The 22364-nt window shown below is 63.8% G+C and carries 16 protein-coding genes; 2 read left to right on the forward strand and 14 right to left on the reverse strand.

Features of this window, described 5'->3' with window-relative positions; all coding sequences use genetic code 11:
* Positions 1-129 precede the first annotated feature (129 nt).
* From KUH32_RS17275 to KUH32_RS17285, 3 genes are all read right to left on the reverse strand, one after another.
* Positions 130-2199: an FAD-dependent oxidoreductase gene (locus KUH32_RS17275; protein WP_217779910.1), complete on the reverse strand. Its 2070-nt coding sequence runs from the start codon at positions 2197-2199 to the stop codon at positions 130-132.
* Between the two features lie 236 nt (positions 2200-2435).
* A complete protein-coding gene (gene cueR / locus KUH32_RS17280) occupies positions 2436-2837 on the reverse strand; it encodes a Cu(I)-responsive transcriptional regulator (protein WP_217779911.1) in 402 nt (133 codons plus the stop codon).
* A gap of 10 nt (positions 2838-2847) precedes the next feature.
* Complete coding sequence (locus KUH32_RS17285; RefSeq protein WP_217779912.1) at positions 2848-5358, reverse strand: heavy metal translocating P-type ATPase; 2511 nt, start codon at positions 5356-5358, stop codon at positions 2848-2850.
* 309 nt (positions 5359-5667) lie between these two features.
* Here KUH32_RS17285 and KUH32_RS17290 point away from each other — a divergent pair, with 309 nt between their 5' ends.
* Positions 5668-5862 carry a heavy-metal-associated domain-containing protein gene (locus tag KUH32_RS17290; protein WP_217779913.1) on the forward strand — a complete coding sequence of 65 codons (195 nt, stop codon included), beginning with the start codon at positions 5668-5670 and terminating at the stop codon, positions 5860-5862.
* 95 nt (positions 5863-5957) lie between these two features.
* On the opposite strand, the gene KUH32_RS17295 is transcribed toward KUH32_RS17290, so the two are convergent.
* From KUH32_RS17295 to KUH32_RS17305, 3 genes are read right to left on the reverse strand one after another with little or no spacing between them, the layout of a single operon-like run.
* Entirely contained in the window at positions 5958-6665 is a 708-nt protein-coding gene (locus KUH32_RS17295; RefSeq protein WP_217779914.1) for an ATP-binding cassette domain-containing protein, read from the reverse strand.
* Entirely contained in the window at positions 6665-7840 is a 1176-nt protein-coding gene (devC, locus tag KUH32_RS17300; RefSeq protein WP_217779915.1) for an ABC transporter permease DevC, read from the reverse strand. The genes KUH32_RS17295 and devC overlap by 1 nt, the downstream gene beginning before the upstream one ends.
* Entirely contained in the window at positions 7837-8949 is a 1113-nt protein-coding gene (locus KUH32_RS17305) for an HlyD family efflux transporter periplasmic adaptor subunit (RefSeq protein ID WP_217779916.1), read from the reverse strand. Before KUH32_RS17305 ends, devC begins: the two co-directional genes overlap by 4 nt.
* A 180-nt stretch (positions 8950-9129) precedes the next feature.
* Between KUH32_RS17305 and KUH32_RS17310 the strand changes: the two genes are divergently transcribed.
* A complete protein-coding gene (locus KUH32_RS17310; RefSeq protein ID WP_217779917.1) occupies positions 9130-9753 on the forward strand; it encodes a TetR/AcrR family transcriptional regulator in 624 nt (207 codons plus the stop codon).
* A gap of 307 nt (positions 9754-10060) precedes the next feature.
* Here KUH32_RS17310 and KUH32_RS17315 read toward each other — a convergent pair whose 3' ends face one another.
* The 8 genes from KUH32_RS17315 to KUH32_RS17350 all read right to left on the reverse strand — a co-directional run bounded on the left by KUH32_RS17315 (position 10061) and on the right by KUH32_RS17350 (position 22358).
* On the reverse strand, positions 10061-14878 hold the full coding sequence (locus KUH32_RS17315; RefSeq protein WP_217779918.1) for a DUF8508 domain-containing protein: 4818 nt from the start codon (positions 14876-14878) through the stop codon (positions 10061-10063).
* Positions 14879-15201: 323 nt separating this feature from the next.
* A complete protein-coding gene (locus KUH32_RS17320) occupies positions 15202-15912 on the reverse strand; it encodes an RraA family protein (RefSeq protein ID WP_217779919.1) in 711 nt (236 codons plus the stop codon).
* 46 nt (positions 15913-15958) lie between these two features.
* Positions 15959-17089: a cupin domain-containing protein gene (locus KUH32_RS17325; protein ID WP_217779920.1), complete on the reverse strand. Its 1131-nt coding sequence runs from the start codon at positions 17087-17089 to the stop codon at positions 15959-15961.
* Positions 17086-18150 (reverse strand): LacI family DNA-binding transcriptional regulator, encoded by a 1065-nt coding sequence (locus tag KUH32_RS17330; protein WP_348541143.1) that lies wholly within the window; start codon positions 18148-18150, stop codon positions 17086-17088. The genes KUH32_RS17325 and KUH32_RS17330 overlap by 4 nt, the downstream gene beginning before the upstream one ends.
* Before the next feature lie 19 nt (positions 18151-18169).
* Positions 18170-19228, reverse strand: coding sequence for an ABC transporter ATP-binding protein (locus KUH32_RS17335; RefSeq protein WP_217779922.1), 1059 nt, complete (start codon positions 19226-19228; stop codon positions 18170-18172).
* A gap of 19 nt (positions 19229-19247) precedes the next feature.
* Positions 19248-20075, reverse strand: coding sequence for a carbohydrate ABC transporter permease (locus tag KUH32_RS17340; RefSeq protein WP_217779923.1), 828 nt, complete (start codon positions 20073-20075; stop codon positions 19248-19250).
* A gap of 4 nt (positions 20076-20079) precedes the next feature.
* Positions 20080-20952 (reverse strand): carbohydrate ABC transporter permease, encoded by an 873-nt coding sequence (locus KUH32_RS17345; protein WP_217779924.1) that lies wholly within the window; start codon positions 20950-20952, stop codon positions 20080-20082.
* Positions 20953-21050: 98 nt separating this feature from the next.
* Positions 21051-22358: an ABC transporter substrate-binding protein gene (locus KUH32_RS17350; protein ID WP_254899267.1), complete on the reverse strand. Its 1308-nt coding sequence runs from the start codon at positions 22356-22358 to the stop codon at positions 21051-21053.
* Positions 22359-22364 lie beyond the last annotated feature (6 nt).

The following is a 22364-nucleotide window of genomic DNA, read 5'->3' on the forward strand; positions in this document are numbered from 1 at the left end:
TGTCCGCTGCGCAGCAAGAATTCCGCAACGCACCAAGGCTAGCGGAACGAACGTGGCAATCAGACGTTCGACAGGCCGCGACGACGGGACACGGCATCCGGCACTGCTGTTATCCGGGCCCCACGGCTTTCATCGGGGCGCTCTGGTCCACTTGGCGAGTTCGAGATTGTCGTTTGCACATTCCAGAAGAACCGGGCTGATCTTCCATGCCACGGGATCTTCCAGGGAAAGCGCGCCCAGCCTGCGAACGATTTCCGCAGCACCCAGTGTATCTGCGTGATGCAGCAAGCCACCGCGCCACCTGGGAAAACCGTAGCCGAAGACCGTGACAAGATCGATGTCGGCGGCGCTTTGCGCGATGCCTTCGTGCAGGATGTCGCAAGCTTCGTTGATCATCGCCAAAACCAGCCGGTCGCGGATGTCTTCAGCCGAAAAAACCGTGCGTGAGACACCGGCCGAACGGGCTTCGGCCAGAACGATGTCCGTGACGATCGGGTCTTCGATCCTGGTGCCGGTATCCGAATACCGGTACCAGCCCGCGCCCGTCTTCTTGCCCAGCCTGCCCAAAGCGACCAAGCGGTCGGCGATCGGAACATAGCGGCGTTGGGGATCGCGCGTGGCATCCTGGCGGCGGCGGTTGGCATGGGCGATCTCGAGCCCGGACAGATCCTGGGCTTCATACGGGCCCATGGCGTAGCCGAATTCCACCATGGCCGCATCCACTGCACTCGGGGTCGATCCATCGATCAGCAGGGTATCTGCCGCCTCGCGGTACCGCGACAGGATACGGTTGCCGATAAAGCCGTCGCAGACGCCAGCCAACACCGGCACCTTGCGCAACCGCTTGGCAAGGGCAAAGCCGGTCGCCAGCGCCGCGTCGCTGGTCTTTGCCCCGCGCACGATCTCGAGAAGCTTCATGATGTGCGCCGGCGCAAAGAAATGCAGGCCCAGAACACGGGTCGGATCGGGCAGGCTGGCCGCGATCTCGTCGATATCGAGATAGGACGTATTCGTGGCAAGGATCGCGTCGCTGGGCAACGCTTCGGACAGTCTGGCGAAAACGGCGCGTTTCACGTCCATGCTTTCGAAGGCGGCCTCGATCGCCAGGCGCGCGCCACCCGCCGCCGAATAGTCGTCCGTCACCCCGATCCGCCTGCGGCGATCATCGGCCCCGGCCCGGTCGATGAGGCCGCGCCCAAGGCTCGTTTCGATGATCCTTGCGACATTGTCGGTGGCCCGTGCCGCGCCTTCGGCGTCGGTTTCCACAAGCGTGACGGTCAACCCGGCGTTCGACAGCGCATAGGCGATGCCTGCCCCCATCGTGCCGCCGCCGACCACCGCCACACGGGCAATCTCGGCGGGATCGGATCTCAGCCAATCCGGCGCCTTTGCTGCGCGTTCGGCAAAGAAGACATGGCGCAATGCCCTGGCCTGTTCCCCTGAGCGCAATTCGAGAAACACGGCCCGTTCCATCGACAGGGCCTGCCCGAACGGCTTGTCCAGCCCGTGTTCGATCACGTCGATGGCACGCAGGGCCGCGACCTGCCCGCGCGATTTCGCGGCGACTTTTTCTCGGGCCGCGGCGATCAGCGAGATGTCGGTTTTCGGCGCCGGCAGTTCCCGGGTCGGGACGATGCAGGCCAGTGTCTCGCCGGGAATCGCGAGGGCGGCGTCGACCGGATCGTCTTCGACCGCGTGAACAAGTCCGGTCCGCAAGGCATCCGCGGCCACAAGCGGTTTGCCGGTCGTGATGATTTCGAGCGCATCCGAAAGACCGACCAGCCGAGGCAACCGGACCGTGCCCCCTGCCCCGGGAATGACACCCAAGGTCACTTCGGGAAGGCCGATCTGTGCCCCCGGCGCGATGATCCGCATCCGGCACGCCATAGCGATTTCCGCTCCGCCCCCCAACGCGACCCCGTTGATCGCCGCCACCCACGGAACGTCGCTGGTTTCGATGGCGTTCAAGACATCCGGCAGATGCGGTTCGATCGGCGCGCCGTCGAATTCCCGCGCATCGGCCCCCGCAGCGAACGCACGGCCATGACCGGTCAGGATGACCCGCGTCAAACGCTCCTGTTCCGCCCAACGGACCGCGTCAAGAAGACCCTGCCGAACCGCCTGCCCGATGGCATTGACGGGCGGATTGTCGATCTCGACAAACCCGATGTCCTTGTCGCGGTGCTTGGTGACGCTCATCGAACTCTCCTGGCGGCGGCAATCGCGGGCGGACGCAGGTCAATTCGCCCAGCCCCTCTTGGCCGTCTTATCGACCAACCAGGGCCGCAACGCCACAGGCAAGCATCGCGCGCCGGGCGCGCCCGTCTTCGGAACGACCGACGCGGCCGCACAGCGCCGCGCGTTTCGCCATGCGTCCGCCCGAACGATCCGAACGCGCGCGTGGGGCGGCGGGCTTTTGCGCCATTGCCAGGGTATCATTCGCCGTCGCAGGCATCCCCGGCAAGATCGCTGAGAATGGGACAATCCGGCCGGTGATCGCCGTGGCACGATCGCACGAGATGGGCCAGCGTTTCGCGCATCGCGGCAAGCTGCGCAATCTTGTTGTCGATCGCCGACAGGTGTTCTTCGGCAATGGCCTTGACCTGCGCGCTTTCGCGCGCCTCGTCCTCGTACAGGCTCAGCAAAGTCCGGCAATCCTCGATCGAAAACCCAAGCGCCCGGGCGCGGCCGAGAAAGGCCAGCTTGTGCAGGTCGCTTTCGCGGAAGGCCCGATAGCCGTTTTCGCTGCGTTGCGGACGCACCAGACCGATATCCTCGTAGTAGCGGATGGTCTTCGCCGGAAGGCCAGAGCGTTCCGCGACTTCGCCGATGTTCATCTCGATCCTCCTATTCAGCGGGTTGCGGCCGGCCTGCATAGCCTGGCGTGCCGGTCGACGGCTTGTCGGTCATGGCGGGGGCGATCCGGCGCAGACGCAGCGCGTTGGTCAGAACAGAAACCGAGGACAGCGCCATGGCACCGGCCGCGAAGACCGGCGACAAAAGCAGGCCGAAAGCAGGATAGAGCACCCCGGCCGCGACCGGGATGAGCGCGACGTTGTAGCCGAATGCCCAGATCAGGTTCTGGCGGATATTCGTCATCGTGCGCCGCGAAAGCTCGACGGCATTGACCACGCCGCGCAGATCGCCGGACATCAGAACGACATCGGCGGATTCGATGGCCACGTCGGTGCCGGTGCCGATGGCGATTCCGACATCGGCATGGGCCAGCGCGGGCGCGTCGTTGATGCCGTCGCCGACAAAGGCGATCTTGCGAGCGCCCTGCCTGAGATCGTCGAGGGCGGCGACCTTGCCGTCGGGCAAGACACCGGCGATCACGTGGTCGATCCCGGTCTCGCGGGCAATCGCCTCGGCCGTCTCTTGCTTGTCGCCCGTGATCATCGCCACCTTGAACCCCCTGTCGTGCAGCGCGGCGATGGCGGCGCGACTGGCGGGCTTGACCGGGTCCGCGACCGCGATCACGGCCGCCAAGGCACCATCCACGGCGGCGTAGAGCGCGGTGCGGCCCCGACTGGCGAGGTCCTTTTCGGTCGCGGCCAGTGGGGCGGTGTCGATGCCTTCCCGCGCCATGTAGCGATCCGCGCCCACAAGCACCGCGTGATCCCCGACCCTTGCCGCAACCCCGTAACCCGTAACCGATCGGAATTCCGTCGCTTTCGCGATGGTGATGCCGGCTTCGCGGGCACTGCGGAGGATCGCTTCGGCGACAGGGTGTTCGGATTGCGCCTCGACCGCAGCGATCAGGCCCAGGACCTGATCGCGGTCAAAGCCACCGGCGACGACAAGATCTGTCAGCGCAGGTTTGCCTTGGGTCACCGTTCCGGTCTTGTCGAGCGCGATGACAGCGACCTCGGACAGCGCCTGCAGCGCGTCCCCCTTGCGGAACAGCACACCCATTTCCGCCCCGCGCCCGGTGCCGACCATGATCGACGTGGGCGTCGCCAGGCCCATCGCACAGGGGCACGCGATAATCAGCACCGAAACGCCCGCAACCAGCGCAAAGGTCAATGCCGGGTCCGGGCCGACAGCAAGCCACACGAGCACCGTCAGCAGCGCCGCAGCCATGACCGCCGGGACGAACCACATGGTTACCCGATCGACGAGTCCCTGAATGGGCAGCTTGGCACCCTGCGCCTGCTCGACCATGCGGATGATCTGCGCCAGCGTCGTGTCCGCGCCCACCCTTGCCGCCTTCAAGATCAGGCTTCCGCTGCCGTTGACCGTTCCCCCCGTGACGGTCGCTCCGACCGCCTTCGGAACCGGCGCCGGTTCACCGGTAATCATGCTTTCGTCGACATTGCTGGCGCCCTCGGTCACGGTTCCGTCCACGGATATGCGTTCGCCCGGGCGCACGATCACGATGTCGCCGACAGCCAGGTTGTCCACCTCGACTTCCTCGGTCAGTGTGCCGCGCATCACACGGGCGGTGCGCACTTGCAAGCCCAGCAGTGCCTGGATCGCCGCCCCCGTGCGACCCTTGGCCCGCGCCTCGAGCCAGCGCCCGACAAGGATCAGGACGACGATGACCGCAGCGGCCTCGAAATAGACCGCGCGCACGCCCTCGGGCAGCACTCCGGGCAGAAAGGTGGCGACAACGGAAAAACTCCACGCCGCGCCCGTGCCCAAGGCAACCAGGCTGTTCATGTCCGGCGCGCCCCTGGCCAGCGCTGGAAGTCCCGTGGTGAAGAAATGCCGCCCCGGACCGAACAGCACGATGGTCGCAAGAACGAACTGGATCACCCAAGACGTCTGCATGCCGATGCTGGCCTCGATCGCTTGATGGAAGCCGTGAAACAGATGCGCGCCCATCTCGAGAACGAACACCGGCAGGGTCAAGGCCGCCGCGAACGCGACCCGCCGCGACAGCGCGCGGGCTTCGTCCGCCTTGCGTTCGGCACGGGACTGGCTGCTATCCGCGGCCGCAACCCGGGCGGGATAGCCGGCGGCGGCAGAGGCCGCCATCAGTTCGCCCGGCGAAACCGCACCTTCGACATATTCGACCGATGCGCTTTCCCCTGCCAGGTTGACCGTCGCGGAAAGAACGCCGGGAACTGCGGCAAGCGCCTTTTCGACGCGCCCGACGCAAGAGGCACAGGACATCGCATCGATGCTGAGGGTGGTCCGTGCTCGGCGCGCAGGGTATCCCAGCTTGTCCAGGGCCTCGACGGCGTCAAGCAGGTTGGCCGGGGTGTCGATAGACAATTGCGCCGAATCAGACGCGAGGTTGACCGCGACGTCAGAAACACCGTGCACGGCCGACAGAGCCCTTTCGACCCGGCCTACGCAAGACGCGCAGGACATGCCGTCTATGCTGAGGTTCACCTGTGTTCGTCCGGGCATGGCAAGCGGCCTTTCGTTGTTTGACGATCATATAAGGCTTCCAGTAACTGGAATCTCAAGGGCAAAGAGGCATTCTTTTCCTGGTCGATGGATCGAATATTCGGATCGTTGCCGGAAATCGCATTCGACCCGACCCCGCGGCAAGACGCGATTGACTGCGCCGAACGACCGGATCGATGCGGAAGGTGCCTTGGTCTGTCATTGTTCGGTTGACAGACATGCTGCGGCAGGCCGATGCATGGGATGCGGCCCCTCCTGAGCTTCGAACCGCAGGACGCGCGATGGCCGCTGCATAGCCGAGAGAGCGCCATGAAGTTCCACGTTCCCGACATGAGCTGCGGCCACTGCACCGCCGCGATCACCAAGGAAATCGCCGCGCTTGATCCACAGGCGCGGGTCACGACGGATCTGAACGCAAGAACGGTCGACGTCGACACGAAACAACCGTCTGCGGCTGTGTCGCAGGCCATCACGTCTGCCGGATATGACGCCACGCTTCTGTGACGCCACGATGACTGCCGGCGTGTGTCGTATCGAACGGACGCGTCGTATCCGACCGGCGCGCCGTTCAACGCCGGACACCCGGCGAACCCGAGGGGTCAGCCGCGCTTGTCGTCCTTCACGATGTGGCCATCCTCCATCGTGACGAGGCGATCCGCCATTTCCAGAATGCGGTTGTCATGCGTGACCATCACCGTGGTCGTACCGCGTTGGCGACCCAGCTTTTTCAGCATTTCGACCACGGTACGGCCAGACACCTTGTCCAGCGCCGCGGTGGGTTCATCGGCAAAGACCACTTCGGGGTTTGACACGAGGGCACGGGCGACGGCGACGCGCTGTTTCTGACCGCCCGACAGGTTCGCCGGCAGGTAGTCGAGACGGTCTCCCAACCCAAGCAGCCGCAAGACATGGTGTGCGGATTCGCGCTGTCGCACCGCATTCAGACGGCCATGCACCTCCAGCCCCATCAGCACGTTCTGCGTCGCGGTCAGGCTTTCATGCAGGTTGTGGGCCTGAAAGATGAACCCCAGCCGCCGGCGTAGCGCGACGGCCTGCGGCTCGGTCGTCCCATTCAGTTCCGCGCCAAGCAATCGAACGCTGCCATCCTGCACTTCGCGCAGGCAACCCATCAGCGTGAGAAGCGTCGTCTTGCCCGAACCGGACGGCCCCATGAGCACGGTCAGACTGCCCTTGGCAACCGACAGGTTCACATCCCAGATCGCCTGCTTGCGGGCATCGCCGGTTCCGAACCAGTGGTTCAGGTTCTTTGCGACGATCGGTGCGAAAGTGTCGGCGCTCTGTTCCATCAGAACAGATCCGCGGGATCGGCACCGGCAAGCCTGCGTGTCGCGATCGCGCCCGATACGGCGCAGGCCAACAGGGTTCCGACCAGCACGGCGAGTGCGCGATCGGCCCCCATCTCCAACGGCAGACCGGTGGCCGCAGACATGCCGGCGTAAAGTCCGATCGATGCCAGCAGCCCGGGGATGAAACCGAACAGCGCAAGGATGGCGGCCTCTTCGAAAACGATCCCGAGAAAGAAGGAATGGCCATATCCCATTGCCTTGAACGTCGCATATTCGCGCAGGTGATCGGCCACGTCGGTCGACAGGATCTGGTAGACGATCACCACCCCGACAAGCACACCGATCAGCACGCCGAAACCGAAGATGATCCCGGTCGGCCGTTCGGTCGTCTGATGGCTCAGGTCGGCGCTTGCGGCATCTGCAAAGGTGTTCACCTTGACACTGCCCGGGGGCAGGACGTTCCGGAGCCTTTCCACCACGACGACCGGATCGATGCCGTCATCGACACGCAGAAGGATATGGTTGGGTGCGCCGGAACCGCGATTGCCGAACAGCCGCAGAAATGTCTGATCCGACGTGAACAAGGTACCGTCCACGAAAAAGCCGCCCCCGATATCCAGCGTACCGACCGCCGAAAGCGTGCGGCCGTTGGCTTCGAAGTGGAAAGGCGTGAACGGTGATATGCCGTCCAGCGCTCCCGGCGACACGCCACGGGTGCTGCGGTCGATCAGCACCGTATCCTCAATCACCAGGGCATCGAATGCGGCGGCGACCCGGGCATCGAGGAAACCGGCTGCATCTGCCGCCAGACCAAAGGTCTGCAGCGTCGACGACGAGCCGTCGGACCGTTGCCAGTCGAGGTTGGCGATGAACAGTGGCGTGCCACTTGCGACGCCGGGCACGCCAAGCGCCTGGAACAGCCGTTGACGGGCGACATTGCCACCGTCAGTCAGCGTGTTGGCGTCGGAGGACGACACGATGATGTCGGCATCGAACAACGCATAGGCCGCCGTGGTAGTGCTGTTCAACGCCCCCAGAATGCCGAGTTGGACGAAAACCAGCAGGTTCGCGAACCCGACCCCGGCAATTGCCGCAAACAGCCGCATCCGGTTGTGCGAAAGCTGCAACCACCCGATCGGCAATCGCCCGAAAACCCATGTCAGCAGCGTGGTCATGGCAGCGTGCGCCCGGCATCGATGCGGGCAACGACCTGAAGGTTGGTCAACCGTTCGGCACGTGCGCTCGAAGCGGGATCGAGCATGATGACGACATCGACCACGCGGGCATCGGTGTTGGCGGCGGGATCGTCCGACGTGATCGATTGCCGCCCGATCTCAAGTCCGATCGCGGACACCTGGCCGGACATCGCACCGTCGATCGCGGGGGCCGTGATCGTCGCAGGATCCCCGACCGCCACACGTCCGATCAGGGTCTGATAGACTTCGGCCTCGACCGTCATCCGGGTCGTGTCGCCCAGGTCGAGAACGCCCTCGGCGCCGGGCCGTTCGCCGGGCCGCACGTGAATATCCAGAACGGTGCCGTCCAGAGGCGCCCGCACATAGGCTTTTTCGATGTCGAGTTCAGCCTGTATCAGTTGCGCCCGGGCCGCTTCGAGATTGGCAAGGGCCACCGCGACATCGGCCTGGACACCGTCCCCGTTCGTTTCATATCGCGACAGCGAGGCACGGGCTTTTTCGGCATCGCGCGCAGCTTCGGTTGCACGGGCGATGGCCGTTTCCAGGTTCGCTCTTGTGGTTACGCCGCGTTCCAGTAGCGAGGTCGTGCGCGCCAGGTCTTCGCCCGCGGCGCGTTCCGTGGCCAATGCACGCTCGAGCGCGGCCTGGGCTTCTTGCCGACCGACACGTATCGACGTTTCGGTTTGGGCAAGCGTGGCCTGGGCTACCGACAGATTGGCCTTGGCCGTCGTCAGTTGCCCCCGCAATTGCGCAAGACTGTCCAGGACGGCCAGGATATCACCGGCACGGACGACATCGCCTATCGCGACGCGCAGATCGTCGACACGCGCATCGCCGGCGCCGAAGGGCGGTGCAACCGTCGCGATATCGCCCTTGGGTACGATCCTCCCAAGGGCGACGACGTCGCCTTCGCTCAGGATCGCCAGTTCCTCGCCCTTGGTTACGCGCTGGATCGCGACGGCAATCGGGGTGTCGGTCCCACCGCCCGGCTGCAAACCCGTCGCCCGGAACAAAGCCTGCAAGCCCGGTGGTTGGAAATACAGTCCCACGACACCGCCCGTGAACAGAACCAGGAAAAACGCCGGCACGAGCAACCATCTTCGGCGTCCGCCACGCGCACGGGCCGGTCGCGACTGGCTTTTGGTTATCCCCGCGTCTTCCAGCGGAAGGTCGGTGGACGGCTCTGTCCCGGGTTTCATGGTGGTCACGCGATTTGCACGATTCTTAATGACAGGTATGTCATTAATGGGTAGGTCACAAGGGAAGCGATGAAAAACACTCTCCCGCCCCGCAAGCGACGCAAGGACGCAAGGCCCGCCGAAATCATCGCGGCGGCACTGGAGGAATTCGAGGTCAGGGGCTTTGGCCGCAGCACGCTGGCCGGTATCGCCAAACGCGCGGGCATCTCGCGTACCACGATATACCTGTATTTCGACACCAAGGAAGCGATCTTCGAGGCGGCGATCCGCAGTTCGGTCGAGCGGGCCATCGACGACGTCGCCGAGATCGCCGGAAGTGCCGAAGGTGACTTCGGCACATTCTTCGCGCGCGCGGTCGATTTGATCTACGACCGCCTGGTCGAAGGAAAGGCAGCTGTCTTCATGAAGATCCTTGTCGCCGAGGGTCAGTTCATGCCCGACCTGGTGGCGTTCTATCGGCGCGAAATCCTGTCCAAGGGCGAAGCGGCGATCGGCGCCTTGATCGCACGCGGGATCAAGACCGGCGAATTGCCCGAAAGCTGCCGATCCGAAGACGTGCGTGTCTTCATGGCGCCCGCGATTTTCGCCGCGCTCTGGTTGCGCGTTTTCGACAAGGTCGACCCGCTCGATATCGAGGCCTTCAAGCAGGCCCATGTGCGGCTGGTGGTCGATGCGTTGCGGGGGCGGGCCTAGGCCGTCTGCGAATGCCGCGATACCCGCGTGATGTCCGTGCCGACGACCGACGCAAGATCGCGGGCCGTCGGATCGTCGGCCTGCGCGGCGGGTGCCGTGCTGTCCTTCGCATCGGCAAAGACGCTGCGCGGCAAGCAAGACAGACATCGCACAAGACGCGTTTCAGCGGATCGAACGAACGGATGCGCGTTCTGCCTGCACCGTCAATCCCGTTCGACCCTTTCAGTCCGGCGAAAGCCCCCCACAGGCCTGCTCGGCCTTGTGGAGGTGCCCCGCCAGTCCGGCCATCCGATTTCCGGCCGATGACTCAGAGGAAGTCGCTGCCGTCGCTTGCCGAAGCGATTGCCGCGATCTCGAACGGGTCGTCGTCGACGCGCCTGTCGAACTCGAACCCTTCCAGTCGCAGCCCCTTCCGTCCGCCATCGGATATCCGGACCTCGTCGAACAGGGTTGCGGTTTCGATCTCGAATTCGCCGCCTCGGAAGCGGAACACATCTTCGCCGACGAGCTGGCCGTCGTCGAAGAACGCGATTTCGACGCGACCGCGGTTCCCCTTGAAGTCAAGCGCAAGACGGTCGGCATCGCCGCCAAGATCGATGAACAGGAATTCATCGTCGTTGATTTCCCGGCGATCCGCCCGCCGTTCTCCACCAGACCAGATCCCCAGATGACCATTCCACGGCAACAGAAAGTCGACCCCCGGCCCTTCGGAACGCAACGTGACATCGGCAAAGTCCAGCACTTCGGTTTTCGCGAACAGCGACAGGTGTTCCCGTGCGCTGTTTTCTCCGACGGTGATGTCGGCCACGGTTTCCCGGAAGAAAAAGAAGTTGCGCGCCGTATTGAATGCCACGGTCACGGTTTCCGTTTCCGGTACCGCCGGTTCGATCACGAGGCCCGCAACCAACGGATCGTGATCGGACGCGCGTTCGTCCGTGCTGGCGAATTCCGCGTTCACGTGCACCGCGTCGAACTGCGCGCCACCGGCCAACGCCTCGCTGACCAGGATATGGTCCAGCGACTGGCTGTTTCCCTGGAAGACGAAACTGTAGCGCTCGTCTTCGGGCAGACTGTTGGTGAGGTTGGTCAAGCCGGCCTCTTCGAGGATTTCCAGCGGACGTACGAACTCGAACTCGTTGAAATCACCCACGACGGCGATCTTTGCATCCGGGTCGTCGACCAGCCGTTGCTCCACTTCGTAGGCCACCGCCGTCGCCTGTACCAACCGTTCGTCGAGGCTGCCGTTGACCACCGGCGAGCCGTCCGGGTTCAGCGCATTCTGCAGTTCCTCGAACGGCTGAGTGGTGCCCATGATCGGCTGCGAGCCGCCTTTCGACGAGAAATGGTTGTTGATGACGGTCACGGTCTCGCCGTTGAACGCGAAGGACGCGACAAGCGGCAGGCGCGCCCCGTCGAAGCTGCCGCCGGGCGCTTGCGTGCCGATGGTGCCGACCGACCCTTCGACCAGGCTGACGCGCTCGGTGTTGTAGAGAAACGCGGTGCGGATATTGGCACCGGGCTGTCCGCCCGAGGCGTTGTTGTCGATGAAGGTGTTGTCGATGAAGGCATAGCTTTGCGATCCGTTCACCACGCCGTCATCGACCCGGTCGAGCGCCTCGAGAAGCCGGGCCAGCGTCTGATCGGCTGCCGTGACGCCGTCGTCGTCGCTGCCGGTGTTGTCCTGGATCTCCTGCAGGCCGACGATATCGGGGGTGCCCATGTTTTCCAGGATATGCCGCGCCACGGCCTCGAACCGTCCGTCCGCCACGTCAGTATCGCCATCGGCGTCGTTGGGATCGAGATTGAGCACGTTGTAACTGGCGATGGTCAATTGCGTGGCCGACGCCGCGATCGACGTGGTTTCGGCTTGCAGGCCGCCATCGATCACGGCCCCCAGTGCCTGTGTCGGCAGGATCTCGTAGTTGCCGAACGCATAGGACACCACGCCGGTGACGTTCGCGACGATGTCGCCGACATCCAGCAGCGGCGCCGGTTCGTCGAACACGCCCCGGTCGAAATTGAACTGGATGCGTTCGGGATTGAAATCGTCGGGAGAGATGTTCAACGTGCCGCGTTGCGAAAGCCCGGTAGCATTGCCGGACACGCCGAAGACCTCGCCGAACCGGTTGGTGGCTTCCGTGACGTGCAGGTTGTCGACGGAAACGCGCATGCCTTCGAGGCTTTCGAAGAAATCCAGACCATCGGTAGCGGGGTCGAAGGTGGAAGGATCATCATCGATCGCTTCGGTCGGGAGCGCCCGCCCACCTTCGCCGATGGTCACCGCCGCGGGTAGCACCTGCCCGGTCTCGACGGTGAAGATCGACGTGACGCCGGATATCTGGGTCGTCGACTGGTTGCCGGTCGATGCGCCGCCCGGTGTGAATTCGCTGACGGTGCCGGAAATCACGATCTCGTCGCCAGAGGCGACGGTTGGGGCCGACCCGGTGAACACGAACAGCGCATCCGAAGTGGCGTCATCGCCGTCACCATATTCGTCCTGCAGGTAAAAACCGTTCGAGTCGACTGCCGTGACAATGCCGCGGGTCGTGACCGACTGGCCCAACAACGGCGAGACCAGCGCCGCGCCCTGGATCGCGTAGATCGGGGTGTAGTCGTTGACCGACAGGATGCGTTCGTCGAAGGCACCGGCAACGTCTGCCTCGTCGAATGCCGCGCCGCCGGTGGCGGGGTCGAAACGGTCGCTCAGGTATTCGGCCAGGGCGTCCTGTTCGGTGCCGTCATCGGCGAAAATGGCGTCGCCGGTGGCGATGCCCACCTGTTCCAGCGGCGTGGCGTTGACGCGGGCGATGACCGCCGGGTCGCCGACCGCGCCCAGCGCCGGATCGGTGTTGGTGTTCGGGAAGGGATAGCCGTCACCGCCGCGGATGAAGTTGCCGGCCGCGTCGAACCGCGGAGCGGCCAGGAAATCGAGCGTCACGACGCGGTATTCCGCCAAAGGTTCGACGATCTCGCCGTTCTGGACAAGGCGCGCAACCGGTCGGCCGTTTTCGTCGACGATCTCGGCGTTCAGGATACGCGATCCAGCCGGCAGATCGGGGTCGTAGGTGAATTCGACTCCGCCGACCTGCGCGAATTGCCCGGCCACTCCGGGCAGCGCGGCGACCCCGTGTTCCAGCAGCGCCACGATCTCGGCCGCGCTCAGCGTCAACAGCGTCAGACCGTTGTTGAAGGCCAGGGTCGTCTGGATATCCTTCTGCGATATCCCTCCGGCGGGTTTGACGATCGCACCATCGCCATCCACGATCTCGGCATTCGGCAGGCGTTCGGCCTGTGTCCCGCCGGGCGGAACCAGCGTTTCGCCGATCGAGGCGCGAATACCGCCACCGTTCTTGATCGACATGACAACATCGCCGTCAAAAGCCTGCGCATAGGCCAGGTTGGCATCCGCCGTCAGGTTGCCCAGGTTGGTTTCCTGCGTGCGCACGCCATCGGTGGCCTCGCCCGACCGGTTGCCGTTCAGAAACACGTTCGACACGCCGAAGACATTGCTCTCGGTGGCAACGATCTGCGCTTCGACCGCCTCTGCGATGGCCCGGATTTCCGGGTCGACCAGCGCCTCGGCGCCAAGCGCGGCGACGCCGGCGGCATCGGTCGCATAGGCGCCCGAGACATCGGCATCGTAGCTGCCAGGAACGATCCGCCCGTCTTCGTCGAAATCGATGACCAGTCGGCCGACATATTTGTAGCTGCCATCGGTGTTGACGACGGCCGTCACACCGCCATCGGCATCGGCGACGAATTGCGGATACTGTCCCTGATCGCTGTCGCCGGCGCGCGGGATGTCGTTGTCGTCGAAAAGCCGGGTATTCGAACCGCCGCCCACGATCACGTCGACGCCGGACAACCGCTCGGCCAGGGCAAGCTCGATCTCGAATCGCTGCATATGAGCCAGCAGGACGATCTTGTTCAAACCGTCATTGGTAGCCAGCAGCGCGTCGACATCGGCCTGGATGATCGCGGCCAGCGCGTCCAGTTCGGCATCGCTGGGCATGGCGCCGAACGGCGCGGGCTGGATTCCCACGCCGCCGCTGGACGAGATCGACCCAAGCGTCGGCGTGGTCGCCCCGACGACGCCGATCAGTTCGCCGTTTTCGACCAGCACGACCGAGCCGGTCAGCGTCCCGGCAAGCGGCGCGCCGCCATCGGCCACGGCCAGGGGGGCGAGACTGGCGTCGGTCGAGAAATCGAGATTGCCCGACAGGTAGGGAAACAGGGTTCCGTCGAACCCGGCGATCCCGGCGCCCGAAATCAATGTCGCCAGTTCGGCCGTTCCGAAATCGAATTCATGGTTGCCAAGCGCGATGGCCTGAAGGCCCAATTCGTTCTGGATCAGGATATCGGCAACCCCGCCCTGGCCATAGATCGCCTCGGACGCATCATAGAACACGCCGGGGATGAACGCGTCACCGGACGACAGGCGAAGCGTGTTGTCCGCGACCCCGTCCGCTCCGAGATCCTGCGCTTCCAGGGCGTTCATCACGGCTGACAGATTCGGCGCATCGATCACTGCTGCCGCGCCTGCCTCCTGATCGGCGACATGCAGGATTTCGAGCGTGAAGACGCCGCTGGTCGGGCCGCCGCCGCCGCCACCTCCGGTGTCGTCGTCATCCGCGATCGTCTGACCGGTATTCACGCCCCCCGGCGTTTCGCCCTGCGGTGTGGACCAGCCGAAGAAATCCGCGGCTTCGCGGCCCATGCCGATCCGCTGCAAAGAGAAGCCGATCGGCGTGCCGCTGTTCTCTGCTTGGCCGATATCCAGCGACGTCATGCCGTCCGCGGGTCCGCCCACGGCGGTGAAACTGCCTTCGTAGCTGAGGAATTCGATCACCGTGCCGCTGTCATCCACAAGCGCGATTCCGTCCGGCGCACCGTTCTGGATACCGTTCGAAGGATAGGTCACCGTCCAGAACCCGATCCCGTTCAAAACGCCGGTGGGCGCCAGTCCCATCAGGCTTTGGGTGCTGTATGCCGTGCCGTTCGACCCGTTGTAGAGCACGATGGACCAGCCGGTCAGATCGGTGCTTTCCGGTCCGGCGAGTTCGATGAACTCTCCTGTGTCGGTTCCGTCGTTGTCGTAATGAAATTCGTTGATCCAGAGTGTCACGGCCAATCCCTCATGTCATGTCAGAAGTCGGGAATGCCGCGTGACTGCGATGCACCCCCTAAATACACTTTAAAGATGTTTCTGCGGTCTATGTAACAATTTAAAGATGATACCACCTTCGACGACCAGCGCAGCGAACGCGCCAGAGGCGTCGCAACCCCCAGCACCCCGAATCCGGTACGATCCATTGCCTGACCCGGCCGCACGCCTCCGTCCCCACGTACCGCCCAACCATGACGACACGAGGTGACGAATTCACGACAGGAACAGGCAAACCGGCAAGCGACAGCTGCCGGGTCGATTTTGCGCGGCGGTGGGCGCTGTCAGGTGCGCCGGGCCTCGAACCGGGCCCAGGCGGCTTCCAGCGTGTCGATGGTGAACCCCGGTTCGCGGGCTGGTCCGAGGATGATGGCCTCGTTCGCGAACACGGTGTCGATCGCGGCTTCGAGAGCAGGCAGCACGTCTTCGGGGATCACAACCGCCCCGTGGCGGTCGGCATGGACCAGGTCGTCTTCGGCGACCTGCAAGCCCATGATCGTGACCGGTTTCCCCAAATCGCGGACGTGAACGAATCCGTGGCTGGGCCCGATCGACCCGGCGAGGATGGGAAAGCCGTCGTCGATGACGTCGAGATCGCGCATCACGCCGTTGGTCAGCGCACCCGTCATTCCCAGACCCTTGTGGACCGCCACATGCACCTCGCCCCACCAGCCGGCGATGCAATCGGGATAGTCGACGTCTTCGATCACTGCGACGGTCGGGCCCGGTCCGCGCGCCATGGCGCGGAAATAGGCCAGCCGCCGCGCCTTGATGGTGGCGTTGTCCTCGGTCGGCGGTGCCAGACCCGCGATCCGGGCGGTGCGCGCCCGCCCGACCATCGCGGGCATTCCGGGACGGCAATGCTGCATCGTTCCCCTGGTGAAGCGGTTGAACCCGCGCTTGCCCTGGGCCACTTCGATCGCATTGCAGACGGTCGGCGTGTCGACCTTCCGCAACCGTTCGAGCAGCGATGCCGGGATGGTGTCTTGCGTCATGATCCTGCCTTTCGCTTACGGCGTCGGCAACCGGGCCCGCGCCACGCTATTGCGCAACCAATGCATAGCCCGGTATCAAGTGCGCCTCGGCGACATGGCCCTGCGCATCCAGCGCCCAGCCGCGCGCCAGCGCCGCCTCGATGACCGTGTCGCGGAACATGGGTCGTTTCTGGTGGTCGCCCGCGACGATGACCAGCGCTTCGACCTCGGCGTCGCCGGTGTTCTCGAACGACCGAACGACATCCCCGGGCACCGAAACCGTATCCCAGCCGCCCAGGTCGAGCGCCACATCGGCAGCATCGTTCAAAGCGATGCGCAGTCCTTCCTGCCGGGGGATCACCACCATCTTGTCGGCCAGCACGAAGGGCGCCACCTTTTGCCCGGGCCTGAGCCTGAGCCATTCCATTGAAAACCCGTGCGGGTTCGTAATGGGCGCGGCATGGTCGCGATTCTGGGAAATGCCATGACCGATCACCGGTGCAATTTCGGCGCCGCAATCGTCAAGCGCGCGGTCGATGAATGCCGGGCGGTAGTCGCGGTCTTCGGCCTTGACGACGCGCTGACGCATGTCCCGGGGGCTGTAGCTGCGCAGCCTCGCCACGTCCTGGGCCGACATGGGGGCCATGCGGACATCGTCGTCCGGAACCGGATCGCCCCGCGAAGTGTCGATCAGGCGGTTGTCCCGGGATAGATACAGCCCGTATTCCGCTGCCTCGCGAAGGATATCGGGGTGAAAGATGACACCGCCGGTATTGTCACCGCCAAGCGTCGTGAAGAGCCATCCGTCGCCTGCGCCGGTATTGGTGAACCCGCGGAAGATCCACGTTGGGACGGACAGGATATCGCCGGGGCGGCCGACGATTTCGTTCTCGCCATTCGAGCCCCAGCGAAAGGTGTATTCTCCGTCGTACACCATGAACACCTCGGCGGTGAAATGGATGTGCAGGTTGTTGGTGATGCCCGTCGGCATCGCAGCCGCACCGATGTTGAAGCCATGCGGCTCGGGAAGATTGATGACCTGCTCCGAAGAGGACGTCACCCCGGGCCCGATGATCGAGTAGTTCTGCTTGAGGTGCGACCCGGGTTTCTTGCAGTCGATGAAGGCGACGGTGCAGGACCGGTAGTCGCTGCGCTTCACGTGGCGGGCGTCGGCCTGGGCTTGCGTGATCCGTGTCATTTCCGTGCTCCTGTTGGATCGGGCCGCTGGCAACCCGCGACCGCTTCCTTTTCGGCATCGTGCCATCCAACCGGGATGCGCGCGGAACCGCGAACCACCAGTTGCCCCGGAATTTCAACCTTTTCCGGCTTGCGGTTTTCGCCCTGGATTTCACCCAGCAGCAGCGCGACCGTGGCCTCGATCATCCGGTTCAGCGGTTGGCGCACGGTCGTCAAATCGAAAGTCTTCCAGGCAGCCATCGGCGCGTCGTCATAACCGATGACCGAAACGTCCTGCGGCACGCGCAACCCCAGTTCCTCGCGCAATACCTCGAGCACACCGAAGGCCATGTGATCGTTGGCCACGAACACAGCATCCGGCACTTGCGGCTGCGCGAACAGGCGCCGGGTTTCCTGCATCGCGACGGTGCGCCGGAAATGACAGTCGGTACAGGCTGCCGGTTCCATACCGGCGGCCTGCATCGCGGCCAGGAAACCCTGCATGCGTTCGACGCCGTTCAGCGCCTCGCGCCATCCGGCAAGATGGGCGATCCGCTTGTGACCGGCCGCGATGAGGAACTCGGTCGCCCGCTTGCCGCCGTCGAAATTCGACGCGGTGACCATCGACGTCTTGGGATCGCTTTGACCGCGGTTGAACAAGACGCAGGGGATGCCGGAATTGCGCACCCGTGACACCAGCGTGTTGCTGAGACTTATGCTGGCCAGAACGATCCCGTCCACGCGATCGGCCAGCAGGTCGTCGACGATGGCGTTGACCTCGTCGGCGCTGTTGCCCGCGAAGTAGACCGTGACCGAATACCCCTTGGCGTTCAACGCCTTGGAAAGACGGTGCAGCGCTTCGCTGAAAAATCCGTTCTTGAGATAGGCCAGCACGATGCCGATCCTAAAGGAATTGCCCGAGTTCAGCGATCGCGCGACCAGATTGGGAATGTAGCCCAGTTCGCGCGCGACCTTTCGGACGCGCTCGGCCTTTTCGGGGTCGACCGATGTCGAGCGGCTGAAGACGCGGCTGACCGTCGGCTGACTGACACCAGCCGCCTTTGCCACATCGCTTGCCGTCACCCGCGCCGACCCCATCGCCCTAGACCCTGATCCGGTTTTCGGTTTCGGGATCGAACAGATACAGGTGATCGGTGTTCAGACTGATGCCGACGATATCATCCTGTTCCTTGCGCAGGTGCCGGTCGCCCCGCGCGATCACGCGCTGTTTGCCCCACTGCACCGTCAGAAGCGTGCTTTCCCCGGTATTTTCGAAAGCATAGATCTTGACGTCGATGTCGCCCTGTCCGGCTTCGTGCACCGTCATGTCATCGGCGCGCACACCCAGGATGACGGAGGCGCGATCCTCGGTCGGCACCGGAACCAGGCGTGTGCCGCCGGTTGTGACGAACATGCCGTCGCGGATCGAGCCGTTGATCAAGTTCATCGCGGGCGAACCGATGAATCCCGCGACGAACAGGTTGGCCGGATCGTTGTAGATTTCGTCCGGCGTGCCCAGCTGCTGGATCACGCCGTGCTTCATGACCGCGACGCGATCGGCCAGGGTCATCGCCTCGATCTGATCATGGGTGACGTAGACGGTGGTGATCTGCAATTCGCGCGACAGGTGCTTGAGTTCGGCCCGCATCGTCACGCGCAGTTTCGCGTCGAGGTTCGACAGCGGCTCGTCCATCAGGAACACCTTGGGTGTTCGCACGATGGCGCGCGCCAGCGCCACGCGCTGACGCTGGCCGCCGGACAGCGCCTTGGGCTTGCGGTCCAGGAATTGCGTCAGTTCGACCTGTTCGGCGGCTTTCTGGACCCGCGGCGCGATTTCGGATTTCGCCACACCGCGCACCCGCAGCGGATAGGCGATGTTCTCGAAGATCGTCATGTGCGGATACAGGCCGTAATTCTGGAAGACCATGGCCACATCGCGATCCTTGGGCAGGTCGTCGTTGACCTTGCGATCGCCGATCCAGATTTCGCCGCCGGTCGGGTCTTCGAGCCCGGCAATCATGCGCATGGTCGTGGTCTTGCCGCAGCCGGATGGGCCCAGCAGCACCAGGAATTCCCGGTCGAGGATGTGCAGCGACTGGTTGTCGACTCCAATGAAATCGCCCCACCGTTTGGTCAGGTTCTTCAGGATGACCTCGGCCATCAGCGCATCGCCTTCGATTTCATCGCACCGCTCCCATGGTCATTCCTTGAACGAAGTATTTCCGGATCATCAGCGCCAGCACGAACATCGGCGCCATGATGATGATTCCCGCCGCGCTCAGCAGGTTCCACAGATCGCCCTCTTCGGCCTTGAACAGCGCCAGCCCGATCGGCAGCGTCACCGCGTTCTTGTTGGTCAGGATCAGAGCGAACAGGAATTCGTTCCAGGCGATGATGAAACAGAAGATCGCGCTGGTCAGCAGGCCGGGCGCGGCCATCGGCAGCACGATGTTGCGGATCACCTGCAGGCGCGACGACCCGTCCACCATCGCCGCTTCCTCGGTGTCCAGCGGGATGCCGTCGATGAAGCCCTTGATCATCCAGATCGCGAAGGGCATCACGATGGCCAGGTTGACCAGGATCAGGCCGCTCCGCGTGTCCAGCAGCCCGATATCCCGGAACATCACGAAGAACGGCAGGATGATCACCACCGCGGGCACGAACTGCGTGGCCAGAATGGTCACCAGCATCATCGTCTCGCCGGTCAGGCGGAAGCGGCTGAACGAATAGGCCGCCAACGTCGCGATGGGGATCGCGATGATCACGGTTACCAGGGCCACGATGGTCGAGTTGAAGAGTTTTTCGCCCAGACGGTACGGATCGTCGAACACGATGCCGAAATTCTCGAGCGTCGGGGTGAAGAACAGCTTGAGCTGGTAGACGTCGACATGGGTTTTGAACGCCGCCAGGAAGATCCAGATGATCGGCACCAGCATCACGAACATGGCGATCAGGATCAGCACGGTGTGCACCGCGCCCCAAAGCTGTTTTCTTTGTCTGCCGGTCATCGCGTCATGCCTTTCGGAACACGAACTTGGCATAGGCGTAGGTCAGGAAGATCATCGGGATCACCATCAGCCAGGCGACCGAGGCGGAATAGCCGATCTGCCCGTATTTCATGCCGTTGAAGTAGATGTAGTGGCTGAGCGTCTGGGTCGCCGTGCCGGGCCCGCCATTGGTCAGCATGAAGACCTGGTCGAAGGTCTTCAGGCTGAAGATCGACTTGAGAATGATGACAACGGCCAGCACCGGGGCAAGCTGCGGCAGCGTCACGTCGCGGAAGACCCGCCAACCGCTGGCGCCGTCGACCTGCGCGGCCTCGATCGTGTCGCGCGGGACGCTGGCCAAGCCGCCGATCAGGACAAGTGTCAGGAACGGTATCCAGCCCCAGACATCGGCCATGACCACGACCGCGAAGGCCAGGTTCGGATCGGCCAGCCAGCTGACATCGGCCAGCGGCGGGATCAGCACGCCGAAGAAGGCATCGAACAGACCGAATTCAGGGTTGAACATGAAACGGAAGGACACACCGATCAGCGCCGGGCTCATGGCGAAGGGCAGGATCAGAAGCGTCTGGGCCGAACTGCGCAACCGCCCGCCTGGCGCCAGCAAAAGTGCCAGCGCCAAGGCGAAAACCGTCGTCAGCCCCACCGTCAGCACGGTGTAGACGGCGGTCACCCAGACTGAATTCCAGAAGGCGGGTTCCTCGAAAAACGCCCAGGTGTAGTTTTCCCAGCCCAGGTATTGATCCAGCGATCCGGGCCGGTTCAGCCGGCCCACGGTGAAGGACAGCCGCGCCGCTTCGATCAGCGGCCAGATCGCCGTCGCGAACACGACAACGACTGCCGGCATGACAAGCAGGTATTTCAACGTGTTGTCGCGCATCGCAAGTCACCCGGACCGCCCGTTGTGAGGGGCGTTCCCGTTAAATGCGGGGCGCGACGTATCGCGCCCCCTTTCGTTTCGCGAAACGGTGACGCGTGTCAGAGCCGGCCGGCGCGACGCAGCACCTTGTCCGCCCGCTCGGCCGCGTCCTTCATCAGCGTCTCGACATCGCCACCGGCGGCTGCCTCGGCGATCGCGGCCGACAGGATGTCGCCGATCTCGGGCCATTCAGGGATCTGCGGCATGATGTCGGATTCCTTCAGGCTTTCCCAGGCTGCGGCCTGGATGCCGTCATTGGCCGCGTTCACATCCGCGTCCTGCAGCGACGAGATATGGGTCACCACGTTGTTGACGATCGGCTTGCCAGCCACCTCGCGTTCGATCGCGTTGGCCTTGTCCATTTCAGGGTTGGACAGCCATTTCAGGAATTCCCAGGCGGCATCCTGGTTCTGCGAATAGGTCGAGATCGAGAACGGCATCGAGATCGCGTAGGTCTTGGTCTTGCCCTGGTAGGACGGCATGCCGGTAAAGGCGACCTGGTCCTTGGTCAGGGTCGAGCTTTCGGGGTTGTAGAAACCCGAATAAGCCCACCACCAGACCGGGATCATCGCCGAATTGCCCTGCATGAAGGACTGCCGCGCATCCTGTTCGACGAAGGCCAGCGAGTTCGGGTTGGTCACCTGGTGGACGGTGTGCAGTTCGATATAGTCCTTGGTGGCCTGGATGCCCTCGGGCGAGGCCCACGCGGCGCTGCCGTCCTCGTTGAAGATGTCGGCCCCGGCCGCCCAGAGGAAATTGATCCAGATGAACAGGTTCTGCCGGTTGCCGTCGTTGTTGTAATACAGCGCAAGCGGCGCGATATCGGGATGGGTTTCCTTCAGCTCCTTGCCGATCCGTATCACGTCATCCCAGGATTTCGGCGGCTCGGGGATCAGGTCCTTGCGATAGAACATCAACTGCGGATGGGCGCGCAGCGGAAAGCCCAGCGTTTCGCCTTCGTATTGCGCCGACCGGGCGAAGGCCGCGGGGTAGCGGTCCATCGAGATGCCGTCGCGCGCCATCAGTTCGTCGATACGCTTGAGCCAATGGGCGTTCGGCGGCCCCCAGCTGTCGAGGTAATTGACCACGTCGAAGGTGCCGTTGGCGGCGATGCCTTCGGCGTTGATCTTTTCCTGGAGCGATCCGAAGGGAATGAAGGTCCACTCGGTTTCGATGCCGGTCAGTTCGGTGAATTCCTCGTCGCGCAGCATCAGGCCGTCGAATTGGGGGGTCACCACGCTGAGGATGTTCAGCTTGGTGCCGGCAAAGGGCTTGTCCGGCAGCAGATTGTATTTCTCCAGATGCCCGCCGGCTACCAACGCCATCGGTGACAGCGCAATCGCGGCGGCCACGGCAGCCGTAGCCATAAACGT

Source organism: Thalassococcus arenae (genome assembly GCF_019104745.1).
GTDB lineage: Bacteria > Pseudomonadota > Alphaproteobacteria > Rhodobacterales > Rhodobacteraceae > Thalassococcus_B > Thalassococcus_B arenae.

Excerpts from the sequence above, each read along its gene's own strand:
- KUH32_RS17335 (WP_217779922.1), bottom strand. The coding sequence starts at position 19,228 with ATGGCCGAGGTCATCCTGAAGAACCTGACCAAACGGTGGGGCGATTTC.
- KUH32_RS17325 (WP_217779920.1), bottom strand. The coding sequence starts at position 17,089 with ATGACACGGATCACGCAAGCCCAGGCCGACGCCCGCCACGTGAAGCGC.
- KUH32_RS17310 (WP_217779917.1), top strand. The coding sequence starts at position 9,130 with ATGAAAAACACTCTCCCGCCCCGCAAGCGACGCAAGGACGCAAGGCCC.
- KUH32_RS17290 (WP_217779913.1), top strand. The coding sequence starts at position 5,668 with ATGAAGTTCCACGTTCCCGACATGAGCTGCGGCCACTGCACCGCCGCG.
- KUH32_RS17275 (WP_217779910.1), bottom strand. The coding sequence starts at position 2,199 with ATGAGCGTCACCAAGCACCGCGACAAGGACATCGGGTTTGTCGAGATC.
- KUH32_RS17320 (WP_217779919.1), bottom strand. The coding sequence starts at position 15,912 with ATGACGCAAGACACCATCCCGGCATCGCTGCTCGAACGGTTGCGGAAG.
- KUH32_RS17340 (WP_217779923.1), bottom strand. The coding sequence starts at position 20,075 with ATGACCGGCAGACAAAGAAAACAGCTTTGGGGCGCGGTGCACACCGTG.
- KUH32_RS17350 (WP_254899267.1), bottom strand. The coding sequence starts at position 22,358 with ATGGCTACGGCTGCCGTGGCCGCCGCGATTGCGCTGTCACCGATGGCG.
- cueR (WP_217779911.1), bottom strand. The coding sequence starts at position 2,837 with ATGAACATCGGCGAAGTCGCGGAACGCTCTGGCCTTCCGGCGAAGACC.
- devC (WP_217779915.1), bottom strand. The coding sequence starts at position 7,840 with ATGACCACGCTGCTGACATGGGTTTTCGGGCGATTGCCGATCGGGTGG.
- KUH32_RS17285 (WP_217779912.1), bottom strand. The coding sequence starts at position 5,358 with ATGCCCGGACGAACACAGGTGAACCTCAGCATAGACGGCATGTCCTGC.
- KUH32_RS17345 (WP_217779924.1), bottom strand. The coding sequence starts at position 20,952 with ATGCGCGACAACACGTTGAAATACCTGCTTGTCATGCCGGCAGTCGTT.
- KUH32_RS17295 (WP_217779914.1), bottom strand. The coding sequence starts at position 6,665 with ATGGAACAGAGCGCCGACACTTTCGCACCGATCGTCGCAAAGAACCTG.